Origin of the sequence: Staphylococcus sp. T93 (assembly GCF_016743875.1) — a bacterium.
In the GTDB taxonomy this organism is placed as follows: Bacteria; Bacillota; Bacilli; order Staphylococcales; family Staphylococcaceae; genus Staphylococcus; species Staphylococcus aureus.
On the sequence record NZ_CP068247.1, the window covers coordinates 2432282 to 2450059 of the forward strand.

Annotated in this window: 15 protein-coding genes; all 15 read left to right on the top strand. The window is 33.4% G+C overall.

Features of this window, described 5'->3' with window-relative positions; translation table 11 throughout:
• Positions 1 to 75: 75 nt before the first annotated feature.
• The 15 genes from JG553_RS11870 to tarS all read left to right on the top strand — a co-directional run bounded on the left by JG553_RS11870 (position 76) and on the right by tarS (position 17751).
• Positions 76 to 2172 (top strand): BglG family transcription antiterminator, encoded by a 2097-nt coding sequence (locus tag JG553_RS11870; RefSeq protein ID WP_001012747.1) that lies wholly within the window; start codon positions 76 to 78, stop codon positions 2170 to 2172.
• Positions 2157 to 2624, top strand: coding sequence for a PTS sugar transporter subunit IIA (locus JG553_RS11875; protein ID WP_000531476.1), 468 nt, complete (start codon positions 2157 to 2159; stop codon positions 2622 to 2624). Before JG553_RS11870 ends, JG553_RS11875 begins: the two co-directional genes overlap by 16 nt.
• A 22-nt stretch (positions 2625 to 2646) precedes the next feature.
• Positions 2647 to 2925 (top strand): PTS sugar transporter subunit IIB, encoded by a 279-nt coding sequence (locus JG553_RS11880; protein ID WP_000815795.1) that lies wholly within the window; start codon positions 2647 to 2649, stop codon positions 2923 to 2925.
• A 226-nt stretch (positions 2926 to 3151) separates the two neighbouring features.
• Positions 3152 to 4411 carry a PTS galactitol transporter subunit IIC gene (locus JG553_RS11885; RefSeq protein WP_000120104.1) on the top strand — a complete coding sequence of 420 codons (1260 nt, stop codon included), beginning with the start codon at positions 3152 to 3154 and terminating at the stop codon, positions 4409 to 4411.
• A gap of 17 nt (positions 4412 to 4428) precedes the next feature.
• A complete protein-coding gene (locus tag JG553_RS11890) occupies positions 4429 to 5484 on the top strand; it encodes a zinc-binding dehydrogenase (RefSeq protein ID WP_000646203.1) in 1056 nt (351 codons plus the stop codon).
• A 1-nt stretch (position 5485) separates the two neighbouring features.
• On the top strand, positions 5486 to 5632 hold the full coding sequence (locus JG553_RS11895) for a hypothetical protein (protein ID WP_000230358.1): 147 nt from the start codon (positions 5486 to 5488) through the stop codon (positions 5630 to 5632).
• A gap of 23 nt (positions 5633 to 5655) precedes the next feature.
• Positions 5656 to 6699 (top strand): galactitol-1-phosphate 5-dehydrogenase, encoded by a 1044-nt coding sequence (locus JG553_RS11900; RefSeq protein ID WP_000645604.1) that lies wholly within the window; start codon positions 5656 to 5658, stop codon positions 6697 to 6699.
• 527 nt (positions 6700 to 7226) lie between these two features.
• Positions 7227 to 7943: a 2-C-methyl-D-erythritol 4-phosphate cytidylyltransferase gene (locus JG553_RS11905; RefSeq protein WP_000638475.1), complete on the top strand. Its 717-nt coding sequence runs from the start codon at positions 7227 to 7229 to the stop codon at positions 7941 to 7943.
• Complete coding sequence (locus tag JG553_RS11910) at positions 7936 to 8961, top strand: alcohol dehydrogenase catalytic domain-containing protein (RefSeq protein WP_000610189.1); 1026 nt, start codon at positions 7936 to 7938, stop codon at positions 8959 to 8961. The genes JG553_RS11905 and JG553_RS11910 overlap by 8 nt, the downstream gene beginning before the upstream one ends.
• 21 nt (positions 8962 to 8982) lie before the next feature.
• Positions 8983 to 10677 carry a teichoic acid ribitol-phosphate polymerase TarK gene (tarK, locus tag JG553_RS11915; RefSeq protein WP_000167985.1) on the top strand — a complete coding sequence of 565 codons (1695 nt, stop codon included), beginning with the start codon at positions 8983 to 8985 and terminating at the stop codon, positions 10675 to 10677.
• A 427-nt stretch (positions 10678 to 11104) separates the two neighbouring features.
• Positions 11105 to 12274 (top strand): teichoic acid glycerol-phosphate transferase TarF, encoded by a 1170-nt coding sequence (gene tarF, locus JG553_RS11920; protein ID WP_000594815.1) that lies wholly within the window; start codon positions 11105 to 11107, stop codon positions 12272 to 12274.
• A gap of 275 nt (positions 12275 to 12549) precedes the next feature.
• Entirely contained in the window at positions 12550 to 13266 is a 717-nt protein-coding gene (locus JG553_RS11925; protein ID WP_000872486.1) for a D-ribitol-5-phosphate cytidylyltransferase, read from the top strand.
• A complete protein-coding gene (locus JG553_RS11930; RefSeq protein ID WP_000610203.1) occupies positions 13259 to 14284 on the top strand; it encodes a ribitol-5-phosphate dehydrogenase in 1026 nt (341 codons plus the stop codon). Before JG553_RS11925 ends, JG553_RS11930 begins: the two co-directional genes overlap by 8 nt.
• Positions 14285 to 14305: 21 nt before the next feature.
• Complete coding sequence (gene tarL / locus JG553_RS11935; protein ID WP_000240920.1) at positions 14306 to 15994, top strand: teichoic acid ribitol-phosphate polymerase TarL; 1689 nt, start codon at positions 14306 to 14308, stop codon at positions 15992 to 15994.
• 32 nt (positions 15995 to 16026) lie between these two features.
• Positions 16027 to 17751, top strand: coding sequence for a poly(ribitol-phosphate) beta-N-acetylglucosaminyltransferase (tarS, locus tag JG553_RS11940; RefSeq protein WP_000975357.1), 1725 nt, complete (start codon positions 16027 to 16029; stop codon positions 17749 to 17751).
• Positions 17752 to 17778: the final 27 nt, after the last annotated feature.

The window sequence follows — 17778 nt, forward strand, 5'->3', positions numbered from 1 at the left end:
TATGTGTTCAAAGTGTGTACATCGGTGTGACGATTGATGATAAATTGAGCTCAGATGCTCAAAGGAGAATCGAACATGAACGGGGATAATCAGCAAATACTCAGAGAAATTGTATTGAATCCTACTATTCATGGTAAAGAACTTGAATCGATATTTGGTTTGTCTCGTAGACAACTAGGATATCGCATTCAAAAAATCAATTTGTGGCTTGAACAAGAGGGTTATCCAAAACTTGAAAGAACAAGCCAAGGAAATTTTATTGTAAGTTCTGAAATCATGACGTTATTCAAGCGAGATGTATCGGAGCAGCAAATGTTAAACGGCAACAATGTCATTTTTAGCATAGAAACACGTCGTTATTATTTAATGCTCATGCTTTTTAGTAAGGAAAACGCAATGTCTCTAAACCATTTTTCAATTGATTTACAAGTCAGTAAAAATACTGTCATTCACGATATAAATCATGTGAAAGAGCAATTGGAAAATCATGGTTTGTCACTTAAGTATTCTCGAAAACATGGTTATGAAATTGTTGGTGATGAATTTGAAGTTCGCCGTTTCTTCATTAAGTTGATTGATCAAAGGTTGAATCATGATATTACTAAAAGTGAAGTTTTAAAGGCGCTCAACTTAACATTCGAAGATATCGCATATCAAAAAGACAAGATCAAACAGGTAGAACAATTTTTGAAGAGTCGCTTTATAGACAAATCACTTAGTTCATTGCCTTATGTCCTTTGTGTGATTCGTAGACGAATTCAAAGTGGTCATGTGATGAATCCATTAAATATTAATTATCAGTATTTGAGGGATACGAAAGAATATCAAGCAACGGAGATTATGACGCAACATGAGCCGGATTTGCCAGAAGCGGAAAAGTTATATTTGACATTACACTTACTTTCAACAAGTGTGCAATGGACTGATTTGCAAGAATCAGATAGCATATCGAATTTAACGATGGCCATCGCTCAAATGATTCACCATTTTGAACAAATCACTTTTATTAACATTGAAGATAAGGAGAAATTATCACAGCAACTCTTGTTACATTTAACGCCTGCTTTTTATAGGATTAAATATAACTTAACGGATCGTGATGAATTAATAAATCCTTTACAAGGAAATTATCAATCCTTATTTCATATGGTGAAACAATCATGTCAATCGTTAACTGAATATTTCGGAAAATCGTTGCCTGATAATGAAATAGCATATTTAACCATGTTGTTCGGAGGTAGTTTGAGACGTCAAGATGAAAACTTCGATGGCAAGATAAAAGCTATTATCGTGTGTACACAAGGCACGTCAGTATCACAAATGATGTTATACGAGTTGCGAAACTTATTTCCAGAAATTATTTTCTTAGATGCGATTTCACTTAGAACATTTGAAAATTACACATTAGATTATGACATCGTCTTTTCACCAATGTTTGTCCTAACACATAAAAAATTATTTATCACAAAAGTAGCTTTATCTGAAAATGAGCAACGAAAGTTACGTAAAGAAGTGATGAAGTACATTAATAAGGAATCGGCTGACATTGATAAGGAAATAAACAAGTTAATGGCATTAATTGAACGCACAACGACAGTTAATGACATTACAGAACTACGTGATGGTTTAGAAGATTTTATTGCCAATTATAATTCAATTTCAACCATTAATGGATCGATTGTCACACAAAATAAGACATTAGATTTAGCTGACTTGATACCGGCAAGGCACGTGAAAAGAATGCATCATGTTGAAAATATTGATGAAGCTATTGCTAAAGCAAGTGATGTGTTAGTTGCTAATCATTTTATTGATATTAAATATATTCATGAGATGCAACAGGTATTTGATGATTCGTATATGGTTATCATGCAAAATATTGCTATTCCACATGCATACTCTGAAAAGCATGTACATAAAACAGCGATGAGTATGTTGATATTACAAGAACCAATATACATGTCAGATGGCACAGCAATCCATATTATTGTACCTATTGCTGCTGTTGATAAAGTGACACACTTAAGAGCGTTACTACAATTGAGAGATGTGGCGCAAGACAATGACGCAATTAAGCGCATCATACAAAGTCGCAAAAATTCTGATGTAAATGAGATTTTAAAAAATTATTCAAATAAAGAAGCGAGGGAAAATGGATGGGACAGCAATTAGTGCATAAAGAAAATATAATGCTCAATTTGTCGGCAACTGATAAAGAATCCGTATTGTCACAAATGTCAGATGTGTTATTTCAAAATGGGTTCGTGAAGTCAACGTTTAAAGATGCAGTCATCGACAGAGAAAAAGAATTTGCTACTGGTTTACCAACGCATCTATGTTCGGTCGCTATACCGCATACAGATGTCGAACATATTAACCATAGAACGATAGGTGTGGCTGTTCTAGAAAAAGAAGTGCCGTTTATTGAAATGGGAACACTTGATCAACAGACAGAAGTGAAAATCGTTTTTATGTTAGCAATGGATAAAGTAGATGATCAACTTAAGCTGTTACAACAGTTGATGCAAATTTTTCAAAGTGAAGAAAAATTGGAGCAGATTCTACGAACGAAAGATGAAACAATTTTAGCAACACTAATCAATGATTATTTGGAATATAACTAAAAATTAATTGGAGGAATTGAAAATGAAACAAGTATTAGTAGCGTGTGGTGCAGGTATTGCAACGTCAACAGTAGTAAATAATGCAATTGAAGAAATGGCAAAGGAACACAATATTAAAGTAGATATTAAACAAATCAAAATTACAGAAGTTGGACCTTATGAAGACACTGCAGATTTATTAGTTACAACTGCAATGACAAAAAAAGAATATAAATTCCCAGTTATCAACGCACGTAATTTCTTAACTGGTATTGGTATTGAAGAAACAAAACAACAAATCTTAACAGAGTTACAAAAATAACGGAATTGATATGTAACGTGGGTCGATAACATATTAATATATGCAAATTGCATATAAATGACTATCACGACAAATGATTGTTGATGACATAGAAACGCAGTGACTGTAATTCAAAAGGACTGCAGTCGAATTTAGCAAGGGTTGTCGTTGAAATGACTGTAACGTCAAATGTAATCACAATCGGAAAGTATCGTGACAATGCATATATAACAGGGAGGGTTTAAATATGAGTTACTTCACTGATTTTGTAAGGGGATTTTTAGATTTAGGTGCAACTGTTATTTTACCGGTTGTCATATTCTTGCTTGGCCTATTCTTTAGGCAGAAAATTGGAGCGGCATTTAGGTCTGGTTTAACAATAGGTGTGGCTTTTGTAGGGATTTTCTTAGTCATCGATTTATTAGTTAAAAATTTAGGGCCAGCAGCACAAGCGATGGTTAAAAATTTAGGCGTCAGTCTGAATGTGATTGATGTAGGTTGGCCAGCAACATCATCTATCGCTTGGGCATCATCTGTCGCAGCATTTATTATTCCACTCGGAATCATAGTTAACGTTGTATTGCTAGTAACTAAAGTGACAAAGACGATGAATGTAGATATTTGGAATTTTTGGCATTATACGTTTACAGCAGCAATGGTTTATGCCGTATCAGGCAGTATTTGGCAAGCGTTATTAGCAGCAGTTATTTTCCAAATTATCTGTTTGAAAGTAGCAGATTGGACAGCACCGATGATGAGTGAGTTCTTTGATTTACCAGGTGTATCGATTGCTACAGGAAGTACAATTTCTTATGCACCAGGTATTTACTTAGTTAAATTGTTACAAAAAGTACCCGGTCTGAATAAGTTAGATGCTGATCCTGAAACAATTCAAAAACGTTTTGGCGCATTTGGAGAGTCTATATTTGTCGGCTTAATTTTAGGTTTAGGTATTGGTGTGTTAGCAGGTTACAAACCTGGAGACATCATTAATTTAGGAATGTCAATGGCTGCAGTAATGGTATTAATGCCTAGAATGGTAAAAATCTTAATGGAAGGTTTAATGCCAGTTTCAGAGTCTGCAAGAACATGGCTAAATAAACGTTTTGGCGAACGTGAAATTTATATTGGATTGGATGCGGCTGTAGCATTAGGTCATCCAGCAGTTATTTCGACAGCATTAATTTTAGTACCTATCACTGTTTTATTAGCCGTTATTTTACCAGGAAACCAAGTACTACCTTTTGGTGACTTAGCAACGATACCATTTGTTGTCGCGTTTATTGTTGGTGCAGCAAGAGGAAACATTATTCATTCTGTCATTGTGGGTACGATTATGATTGCAATTTCACTATATATTGCAACAGACGTAGCACCCATTTTCACAGATATGGCGAAAGGTACGAATGTACAAATGCCAAAAGGTTCATCTGAAATTTCAAGTATTGATCAAGGTGGTAATATCGTTAACTATCTTATCTTTAAACTATTTAGTCTATTCAATTAAAAATCGAGGTGTTTGTGGTGAAAGCTTTAGTAAAAACAAGAGAAGGACATGGCAACTTAGAACTTCTTGATAAAGAAGTTGCAACACCGCTAGATGATAAAGTAAAGATTAAAGTACATTATGCAGGAATTTGTGGCACAGATATTCATACTTATGAAGGTCATTATAAAGTTAATTTTCCAGTGACATTAGGTCATGAATTTTCTGGTGAAATCGTTGAAGTTGGAGCAGACGTTAAAGATTTTAAAGTTGGTGACCGTGTCACATCTGAAACGACATTCTATGTTTGTAATGAGTGTGAATACTGTAAATCAAAAGACTATAATTTATGCAACCATCGAAAAGGTATTGGAACACAAGTTGATGGCGCATTTACTAATTATGTCATTGCACGTGAAGAAAGTTTGCATCATATTCCAGACGAAGTATCGTATCAGTCTGCAGCTATGACAGAACCATTAGCATGTGCACATCATGGCGTTTCTAAGATTCAAGTCAATTCAGGCGATGTAGCAGTTGTAATGGGACCTGGGCCAATCGGATTACTTGTAGCACAAGTGTTAAAAAGTAAAGGCGCAACTGTTGTGGTAACTGGATTGGACAATGACAAAGTCAGATTAGATAAAGCAGAAGCATTGCACATGGATTATGTAGTCAATTTACAACAAACAGACTTAAAAACGTATATCAATGGAATTACAGACGGTTACGGTGCAGATGTTGTTGTTGAATGTTCAGGTGCAGTTCCAGCAGCACGACAAGGTTTGGATATTTTACGCAAAAAAGGTTTCTACAGTCAAATAGGTATTTTTAAGGATGCTGAAATTCCATTTGATATGGAAAAAGTGATTCAAAAAGAAATAACAGTTGTTGGTAGTAGAAGTCAAAAGCCAGCAGATTGGGAACCTTCATTGCAACTTATGGCGGATGGTTTAGTAAATGCTGAAGCTTTGGTGACAAAAATATATGATATTTCGAAATGGGACGAGGCGTATCAACATTTAAAATCCGGCGAAGGTATTAAAGCATTACTTAAGCCGCTCGATTTAGATGAAAATGAAGGAGAGAATTAATATGGTAGAATCAATGCTAACTTTTATGCTTGGGCCATTAAGACAAATCACTGATTTTTATATGGAACATTTACTCGTAAGTAATTCCATTGTCATTGCAGGTTATTTTGCGACAGGTATTTTTAAAAAGAAAAAAGTTGTGAATTAAATCAAATTTGAGGTGATTTACAAGTGAAAGCATTGAAATTATATGGCGTGGAAGATTTACGGTATGAGGATAATGAAAAGCCAGTCATTGAAAGTGCGAATGACGTTATTATTAAAGTACGAGCGACTGGCATATGTGGTTCAGACACGTCACGATACAAAAAAATGGGGCCATACATTAAAGGTATGCCATTTGGTCATGAATTTTCAGGTGTAGTAGATGCCATTGGAAGTGATGTTACGCATGTTAATGTGGGCGACAAAGTGACAGGTTGCCCAGCAATACCTTGTTATCAATGCGAGTATTGTTTAAAAGGTGAATATGCACGATGTGAAAAGTTATTCGTCATTGGCTCATATGAACCTGGATCGTTCGCGGAATATGTCAAATTGCCAGCGCAAAATGTTTTAAAGGTTCCAGACAATGTTGATTACATTGAAGCAGCAATGGTTGAGCCATCAGCCGTTGTTGCGCATGGGTTTTATAAATCGAATATACAACCTGGTATGACTGTTGCAGTAATGGGGTGTGGCAGTATAGGTTTGTTAGCTATTCAATGGGCACGAATATTTGGTGCTGCACATATCATCGCTATAGATATAGATGCGCATAAACTAGATATTGCAACATCATTGGGCGCACATCAAACAATCAATTCAAAAGAAGAAAATCTTGAGAAATTCATCGAAAATCATTACGCCAATCAAATCGATTTAGCTATAGAATCATCAGGTGCTAAAGTTACGATTGGTCAAATATTGACGCTACCTAAAAAAGGTGGCGAGGTGGTATTACTCGGAATACCATATGATGATATTGAGATTGATCGCGTTCATTTTGAAAAAATTCTGCGTAACGAGTTGACAGTATGTGGCTCTTGGAACTGTTTGTCCAGTAATTTTCCGGGCAAAGAGTGGACGGCAACCTTACATTATATGAAGACGAAAGATATTAATGTAAAGCCTATTATTTCTCATTTTTTACCGTTAGAAAAAGGCCCGGAGACATTTGATAAATTAGTTAACAAGAAAGAACGATTTGATAAAGTCATGTTTACGATTTATTAGTATGCACCTTTGAGGACGAAAACGCTGGTATAGTTATAGCTATGAAAGTGCGAATGCCGTCTGGTCTATAGATACTATCGAAATAATTCATCTTCGAATATACGTTGATAAATAGCCGGTTTACTTGTGTGAAATATGCTTGTGAATCGGTTGTTTTGCATTTTGTATACTTAAAATGAGATGGCAATATTTGATAATTTTTAAAGTGAAAATCAAGTACAGCCACTTAATAAGATAAATTTATTATAATATATGGTAAAATGATGGCAGTAATAATGAATTTGAAAAAGAGTAAACATTAATACCTTTAACAATTTAATATCGTCAGAGTTAATGATTAACTGCATGGCAAAACAACTTAGAATGGTCAGTTACAAAAATACATTTTTATAAAAAATTATCACATTATTGTGACAACTATCTTTGGATTAATAAAAGAGGCAAGTGAGCAATAGGTTAGGCTTATGTGCGGGCATAGGTCAGTAATGTATAAATGGAAATGATGTAATGACAGAATGGAGGACAACATGATTTATGCAGGTATTTTAGCAGGAGGTATTGGTTCGAGAATGGGGAACGTGCCATTACCAAAACAATTTTTAGATATTGATAATAAACCGATTTTAATCCATACAATTGAGAAGTTCATTTTAGTGAGTGAATTTAATGAGATTATTATCGCAACGCCAGCACAGTGGATTTCCCATACACAGGATATTTTAAAAAAATATAACATTACAGATCAACGTGTCAAAGTAGTTGCAGGTGGTACGGATCGAAATGAAACAATTATGAACATTATCGACCATATTCGCAATGTAAATGGAATTAATAATGATGATGTGATTGTAACTCATGATGCCGTAAGACCATTTTTAACTCAACGTATTATTAAAGAGAACATTGAAGTAGCAGCAAAATATGGTGCAGTAGATACAGTCATTGAAGCAATTGATACGATTGTAATGTCTAAAGATAAACAGAACATACACAGTATCCCTGTAAGGAATGAAATGTATCAAGGCCAAACACCACAATCATTTAATATTAAATTATTACAAGATAGTTATCGCGCCTTAAGTAGTGAACAAAAAGAAATCTTATCAGATGCATGTAAAATCATTGTCGAATCTGGACATGCAGTTAAATTGGTACGTGGAGAACTATACAACATTAAAGTGACAACACCGTATGATTTAAAAGTAGCAAATGCCATTATTCAAGGTGATATTGCCGATGATTAATCAAGTATATCAACTCGTTGCACCGAGACAGTTCGACGTCACATATAATAATGTTGATATTTATGGTAATCATGTCATCGTAAGACCTTTATACTTGTCTATTTGTGCAGCTGATCAAAGGTATTACACAGGTCGAAGAGATGAAAATGTACTACGCAAAAAATTACCAATGTCATTAGTTCATGAAGCTGTTGGTGAAGTTGTATTTGATAGTAAAGGGGTATTTGAAAAAGGTACGAAAGTAGTAATGGTACCGAATACACCTACAGAGCAACATCATATTATTGCGGAGAATTACTTAGCCTCTAGTTATTTTAGATCTAGTGGTTATGATGGTTTTATGCAAGACTACGTTGTGATGGCACATGATCGTATCGTTCCGCTGCCTAATGACATTGATTTGAGTACGATTTCATACACAGAGTTAGTGTCAGTAAGTTATCATGCTATACAACGATTTGAACGTAAATCTATACCTTTGAAAACCAGCTTTGGTATTTGGGGTGATGGTAACTTAGGTTATATTACTGCTATTTTGCTACGTAAGTTGTACCCAGAAGCTAAAACTTATGTATTTGGTAAGACAGACTATAAATTAAGTCATTTTTCATTTGTAGATGACATCTTTACAGTAAATCAAATACCAGATGATCTTAAAATTGATCATGCATTTGAATGTGTTGGAGGTAAAGGAAGTCAAGTTGCACTTCAACAAATAGTTGAACATATTTCACCAGAAGGCAGTATTGCTTTGTTAGGCGTAAGTGAATTACCCGTGGAAGTGAATACACGATTAGTACTTGAAAAAGGATTAACGTTGATTGGTAGTAGTCGAAGCGGCTCTAAAGATTTTGAGCAAGTTGTTGATTTATATCGTAAGTACCCAGACATAGTTGAAAAGTTAGCATTATTAAAAGGACATGAAATTAATGTATGTACGATGCAAGATATCGTCCAAGCGTTTGAAATGGATTTATCGACATCTTGGGGAAAAACAGTATTGAAATGGACGATTTAATAAACCGATGGGGGAATAACAATGACAAAAACGAAACAAGCAATACATATTGATAACATATACTGGGAACGTGTTCAGTTATATATTGAAGGACATAGTGAAGGTGTCGATTTAACATCAGGACAATTTGTTCTGAGGAATTTAACCGAAACAAAAACATTAGAAGCAAATGAAATGAAAATAGACGGTAATACATTTATATGTAGATTCAACGTCGCAATATTAGACGATGGGTATTATTTACCAATGGATAAATATTTATTTGTTTATCATGACCAGTTAGAGTATATTGGACAACTTAATCCAAATATTATTGATCAAGCTTATGCGGCATTAAATGAAGAGCAAATTGAAGAATACAATGAGCTGACTACACAAAATGGAAAAGTGAACTATTTATTAGCGTATGATGCTAAAGTTTTCCGTAAAGGTGGCGTATCACAACATACGGTCTATACCATTACTCCGGAAATAGCAAGTGACGTTAACGAATTTGTATTTGATATTGAAATCACCTTACCTCAAGAGAAATCAGGGGTCATTGCGACAAGTGCACACTGGCTTCATAAACAAGGTCATAAAGCTTCATTTGAAAGTAGAAGTTTCTTATTTAAAGCTATTTTTAATATTACAAAGTTACTACATATTAAAAGAAGCAAAACAATATTATTCACATCAGATTCGCGTCCGAATTTATCAGGGAATTTCAAGTATGTATATGATGAGTTACTACGCCAAAAAGTAGATTTTGATTATGATATTAAAACGGTATTTAAGGAGAATATTACGGATAGACGCAAATGGAGAGACAAGTTTAGATTGCCATATTTACTTGGTAAGGCCGATTATATTTTTGTTGATGATTTCCATCCATTAATTTATACGGTTCGCTTTAGACCATCACAAGAAATTATTCAAGTGTGGCATGCTGTTGGTGCCTTTAAAACAGTTGGCTTTAGTCGTACAGGTAAAAAAGGTGGTCCGTTTATCGATTCATTAAACCATCGTAGTTACACGAAAGCATATGTTTCATCAGAAACCGATATTCCATTTTATGCTGAAGCATTTGGAATTAGAGAAGAAAATGTTGTACCAACAGGTGTACCACGTACTGATGTACTATTTGATGAAGCTTATGCAACACAAATTAAACAAGAGATGGAAGATGAATTGCCAATTATAAAAGGTAAGAAAGTTATTCTATTCGCACCGACATTTAGAGGTAATGGTCACGGTACGGCACATTATCCATTTTTTAAAATTGATTTTGAACGTTTAGCAAGATACTGCGAGAAGCATAATGCAGTTGTGTTATTCAAAATGCATCCGTTCGTAAAAAATAGACTTAATATTTCACGTGAACATAGACAATACTTTATCGATGTGTCAGATCATCGTGAAGTTAACGATATTCTCTTTGTTACAGACTTGTTGATTAGTGATTATTCATCTTTAATATATGAATATGCAGTATTTAAAAAGCCGATGATTTTCTATGCATTTGACTTAGAAGATTACATTACGACGCGTGATTTCTATGAACCATTTGAATCATTTGTTCCAGGTAAAATTGTACAGTCCTTTGATGCATTAATGGATGCTTTGGACAATGAAGATTATGAGGTTGAAAAAGTTGTGCCATTCTTAGATAAACATTTTAAATATCAAGATGGTCGCTCAAGTGAACGTTTAGTCAAAGATTTGTTTAGACGCTAATGTTGGCATATATTACTTGCCATGCAAATGAGTCATAAGGCATAGTTTTCAAGAAGGGTTCTGACAATGAAGTGAGCAACATGTCATGATGAGAAGCAGGACTATACAATGAGAATAACCTTTTGATTTTTCATGCATAAGGCGATTCAATCAAAAGCAATCACCTTCCAACTGAATTGTCATTTTGTAAAATAAAATAATCGATCCAATCGTTATCTAATTCATAAATGTGTAAACACATACGTTATGAATGGATAACGATTTTTTGTTATGTTAAAGTGGTACATTAATCATGTATTTCGTATGATAATTAACGACAAGTGTAATGGTTAAATGTATTTTATGATGAAATGCTATAATAGGCATGGTTACAATGAGCTTGCTCATACATATTAATATAATTACAAAAACACGTCGGAGGTACGACATGATTAAAAATACAATTAAAAAATTGATAGAACATAGTATATATACGACTTTTAAATTACTATCAAAATTGCCAAACAAGAATCTAATTTATTTTGAAAGCTTTCATGGTAAACAATACAGCGACAACCCCAAAGCATTATATGAATACTTAACTGAACATAGCGATGCCCAATTAATATGGGGTGTGAAAAAAGGATATGAACACATATTCCAACAGCACAATGTACCATATGTTACAAAGTTTTCAATGAAATGGTTTTTAGCGATGCCAAGAGCGAAAGCGTGGATGATTAACACACGTACACCAGATTGGTTATATAAATCACCGCGAACGACGTACTTACAAACATGGCATGGCACGCCATTAAAAAAGATTGGTTTGGATATTAGTAACGTTAAAATGCTAGGAACAAATACTCAAAATTACCAAGATGGCTTTAAAAAAGAAAGCCAACGGTGGGATTATCTAGTGTCACCTAATCCATATTCGACATCGATATTTCAAAATGCATTTCATGTTAGTCGAGATAAGATTTTGGAAACAGGTTATCCAAGAAATGATAAATTATCACATAAACGCAATGATACTGAATATATTAATGGTATTAAGACAAGATTAAATATTCCATTAGATAAAAAAGTGATTATGTACGCGCCAACTTGGCGTGACGATGAAGCGATTCGAGAAGGTTCATATCAATTTAATGTTAACTTTGATATAGAAGCTTTGCGTCAAGCGCTGGATGATGATTATGTTATTTTATTACGCATGCATTATTTAGTTGTGACACGTATTGATGAACATGATGATTTTGTGAAAGACGTTTCAGATTATGAAGACATTTCGGATTTATACTTAATCAGCGATGCGTTAGTTACCGACTACTCATCTGTCATGTTCGACTTCGGTGTATTAAAGCGTCCGCAAATTTTCTATGCATATGACTTAGATAAATATGGCGATGAGCTTAGAGGTTTTTACATGGATTATAAAAAAGAGTTGCCAGGTCCAATTGTTGAAAATCAAACAGCACTCATTGATGCATTAAAACAAATCGATGAGACTGCAAATGAGTATATTGAAGCACGAACGGTATTTTATCAAAAATTCTGTTCATTAGAAGATGGACAAGCGTCACAACGAATTTGCCAAACGATTTTTAAGTGATAACTTAAAAACAATAAAAAATTATAAATTAATTAGTTAAGTGATATAAATAATAAACGAAATGTTTGCTTGTATGTTATTATTTGTGTATGAAAACGTCTGATATAATGTAATATAGGTTTAAACAAAATATGCTAAAATATAAGCAAAATATGTATAATTTTAAGTAATACACAGACATTTAGAGTTTTGATTTTAAAATGAGTTTTCAATTGGAAAATGCAACGAAATTTAAATAATTAAATATAGATATAGTTGAATGGAGGAAGTATTTTATGAAATACGCTGGTATTCTAGCTGGAGGTATAGGCTCAAGAATGGGTAACGTACCTTTACCTAAACAATTTTTAGATTTAGACAACAAACCGATTTTAATCCATACATTAGAAAAATTTATTTTAATTAATGATTTTGAAAAAATTATTATCGCGACGCCACAACAATGGATGACGCATACGAAAGATACACTTAGAAAATTCAAAATTTCTGATGAAAGAATTGAAGTCATTCAAGGTGGTAGCGATCGTAACGATACAATTATGAATATCGTTAAACATATTGAATCAACAAATGGTATTAACGATGACGATGTCATTGTGACACATGATGCAGTTAGACCATTTTTAACGCATCGTATTATTAAAGAAAATATTCAAGCTGCTTTAGAGTACGGTGCAGTAGATACAGTGATTGATGCTATAGATACGATTGTTACATCTAAAGATAATCAAACGATTGATGCAATTCCAGTGCGTAATGAAATGTACCAAGGTCAAACACCTCAATCGTTTAATATTAATTTATTAAAAGAAAGCTATGCACAGTTGAGTGATGAGCAAAAGAGTATTTTATCTGATGCTTGTAAGATTATTGTAGAAACAAACAAACCGGTTCGACTTGTAAAAGGTGAGTTATATAACATTAAAGTAACAACACCTTACGATTTAAAAGTAGCGAATGCTATTATTCGAGGTGGTATTGCCGATGATTAATCAAGTATATCAATTAGTTGCACCTAGACAATTTGAAGTTACGTATAACAACGTAGATATTTACAGTGACTATGTCATTGTACGTCCTTTATATATGTCAATTTGTGCTGCCGATCAAAGATATTATACTGGTAGCCGTGATGAGAATGTCTTATCTCAGAAATTGCCAATGTCTTTAATTCATGAAGGTGTTGGTGAGGTCGTATTTGACAGTAAAGGTGTGTTTAATAAAGGTACAAAAGTAGTTATGGTACCGAATACGCCGACAGAAAAAGACGATGTCATTGCTGAAAACTATTTAAAATCGAGCTACTTCAGATCAAGTGGACATGATGGGTTTATGCAAGATTTTGTGTTGCTAAATCATGATAGAGCTGTACCACTACCTGATGATATTGATTTAAGTATTATTTCATATACAGAGCTTGTAACAGTAAGTTTGCATGCTATTCGTCGTTTTGAAAAGAAATCTATTTCAAATAAAAATACATTTGGTATTTGGGGTGATGGTAACTTAGGTTACATTACAGCCATTTTATTACGTAAATTATATCCAGAGTCTAAAATATATGTCTTTGGTAAAACAGATTATAAATTGAGTCACTTCTCATTTGTTGATGATGTCTTCTTTATTAATAAAATACCTGAAGGCTTAACATTTGATCATGCATTTGAGTGTGTGGGTGGTCGCGGTAGTCAATCAGCCATAAATCAAATGATCGATTACATTTCACCAGAAGGAAGCATTGCACTGTTAGGTGTAAGTGAGTTCCCAGTAGAAGTTAATACACGTCTAGTATTGGAAAAAGGACTAACGTTGATTGGTAGTAGTCGAAGTGGTTCAAAAGATTTCCAAGATGTTGTAGACTTATACATTCAATACCCAGATATTGTAGATAAATTAGCGTTGTTAAAAGGTCAAGAATTTGAAATTGCAACAATTAATGATCTTACAGAAGCTTTTGAAGCAGACCTGTCTACATCTTGGGGTAAAACAGTATTAAAATGGATTATGTAAATAGAAAAGGATGAATTAACGTTGGTTAAAAGTAAGATATATATAGATAAAATCTATTGGGAACGTGTTCAGTTATTCGTTGAAGGACATAGTGAAAACCTAGATTTAGAAGATAGTAATTTTGTATTAAGAAATTTAACTGAGACACGTACAATGAAGGCGAATGATGTCAAAATAGATGGGAATCAATTCGTTTGTCGTTTCAATGTAGCTATCTTAGATAATGGTTATTACTTACCTGAAGATAAGTACTTATTAGTGAATGAGCAAGAACTTGATTATATTGCACAGTTAAACCCAGATGTGATTAATGATGCATATCAAAATCTAAAGCCAGAACAAGAAGAAGAATACAACGAATTAGAAACACAAAATGGTAAAATCAATTTCTTATTGCAGACTTACCTAAAAGAATTTAGAAAAGGCGGCATTTCGAAGAAAACGGTTTATACTGTTACACCTGAAATTTCTAGCGATGTTAATGAATTTGTCCTTGATGTTGTTGTAACGACTCCGGAAGTTAAAAGTATTTATATCGTTCGTAAATATAAAGAATTACGTAAGTATTTCCGCAAACAATCATTTAATACAAGACAATTTATTTTTAAAGCGATATTTAATACGACGAAATTTTTCCACTTGAAAAAAGGGAATACGGTGTTGTTCACATCAGACTCTAGACCAACGATGTCTGGAAACTTTGAATACATCTATAACGAAATGTTACGTCAAAATTTAGATAAAAAGTATGATATTCACACTGTTTTTAAAGCGAATATTACAGATAGACGTGGCATCATCGACAAGTTTAGATTGCCATATTTACTTGGGAAGGCAGACTACATCTTTGTTGATGACTTTCACCCATTGATTTATACAGTGCGTTTTAGACGTTCTCAAGAAGTTATTCAAGTATGGCATGCCGTTGGTGCCTTTAAAACAGTTGGCTTTAGTCGTACTGGTAAAAAGGGTGGACCATTTATTGATTCATTAAATCATCGTAGCTATACAAAAGCTTATGTATCATCTGAAACCGATATTCCATTCTACGCTGAAGCATTTGGTATTAAAGAGAAAAATGTAGTGCCTACAGGTGTTCCACGTACTGATGTACTATTTGATGAAGCTTATGCGACACAGATCAAACAAGAGATGGAAGATGAATTACCAATTATTAAAGGTAAGAAAGTCATTCTTTTCGCACCAACATTTAGAGGTAGTGGTCATGGTACAGCACATTACCCATTTTTCAAAATTGATTTTGAACGTTTAGCAAGATATTGCGAAAAAAATAACGCGGTTGTATTATTTAAAATGCATCCATTTGTGAAAAATAGACTTAATATTGCAGACAAACATAAACAATATTTTGTTGACGTTTCTGACTTTAGAGAAGTTAATGATATACTGTTCATAACAGATTTATTAATTAGTGACTATTCATCTTTAATATATGAATATGCAGTATTTAAAAAGCCAATGATTTTCTATGCATTTGATTTAGAAGATTATATTACGACGCGTGATTTTTATGAACCATATGAATCATTTGTTCCAGGTAAAATTGTGCAATCATTTGACGCATTAATGGACGCCTTGGACAATGAAGATTATGAAGGAGAAAAAGTCATTCCATTCTTAGATAAACATTTTAAATATCAAGATGGCCGATCAAGTGAGCGTTTAGTCAGAAATTTATTTGGTAGCTAAGTTTATATAGTAGTCAAAGTGGGAGAGGTATAATGATGAAATTTTCAGTAATAGTTCCAACATACAATTCAGAAAAGTATATAACAGAATTACTTAATAGCCTTGCGAAACAAGATTTTCCGAAAACTGAATTTGAAGTGGTTGTAGTTGATGACTGTTCAACAGATCAAACGTTACAAATAGTTGAAAAGTATCGCAATAAATTGAACTTGAAAGTAAGTCAACTCGAAACAAATTCTGGTGGTCCAGGTAAACCTAGAAATGTGGCGTTAAAACAAGCAGAAGGTGAATTTGTATTATTTGTGGACTCCGATGACTATATAAACAAAGAGACTTTAAAGGATGCAGCAGCATTTATTGATGAACATCACTCAGATGTCTTATTGATTAAAATGAAAGGTGTTAATGGTCGTGGTGTACCACAATCTATGTTTAAAGAAACAGCACCTGAAGTTACTTTGTTAAATTCAAGAATTATCTATACTTTAAGCCCGACTAAAATCTATAGAACAGCATTACTAAAAGATAATGACATTTATTTTCCAGAAGAATTAAAGAGTGCAGAAGATCAATTATTTACAATGAAAGCATATTTAAATGCAAATCGAATCAGTGTGTTAAGTGATAAAGCGTATTATTATGCTACAAAGCGTGAAGGTGAACATATGAGTAGTGCGTATGTTTCACCTGAAGACTTTTATGAAGTCATGAGATTGATTGCTGTAGAAATATTAAATGCAGATTTAGAAGAAGCCCATAAAAATCAAATCTTAGCAGAATTTTTAAATCGTCATTTTAGTTTTTCTCGTACGAATGGCTTCTCACTTAAAGTTAAACTAGAAGATCAACCACAATGGATTAATGCTCTAGGAGACTTTATACAAGCAGTTCCAGAACGTGTAGATGCATTGGTGATGAGTAAATTACGACCATTGTTGCACTACGCGAGAGCGAAAGATATAGACAACTATAGAACTGTGGAAGAAAGTTACCGTCAAGGTCAATACTACCGTTTTGATATTGTAGATGGTAAATTAAACATTCAATTCAATGAAGGCGAACCATACTTTAAAGGCATTGATATCGCTAAGCCAAAAGTGAAAATGACAGCATTTAAATTTGATAATCATAAAATTGTTACAGAGCTAACGTTAAATGAATTTATGATTGGCGAAGGACATTATGATGTCAGACTTAAATTACATTCACGAAACAAGAAGCACACAATGTATGTACCTTTAAGTGTCAATGCGAATAAACAATATCGTTTTAACATTATGTTAGAAGATATTAAAGCGTATTTACCTAAAGAAAAAATTTGGGATGTTTTCTTAGAAGTCCAAATAGGTACGGAAGTATTTGAAGTGCGTGTTGGTAATCAACGTAATAAATATGCATATACTGCAGAAACAAGTGCATTAATTCATTTGAATAATGATTTTTATAGATTAACACCGTATTTCACAAAAGACTTTAATAACATTTCGTTATACTTTACAGCTATTACATTAACGGATTCAATCTCATTGAAGTTAAAAGGTAAAAACAAAATCATTTTAACTGGTCTGGATCGTGGTTATGTATTTGAAGAAGGTATGGCTAGTGTCGTACTAAAAGACGACATGGTGATGGGAATGTTAAGCCAAACATCAGAAAACGAAGTGCAAATCTTACTTAGCAAAGATATTAAAAAGCGAGACTTCAAAAATATTGTTAAGTTAAACACTGCACATATCACTTATCCACTAAATAAATAATAAATGCCCTCAAATCATTGTGAGCCA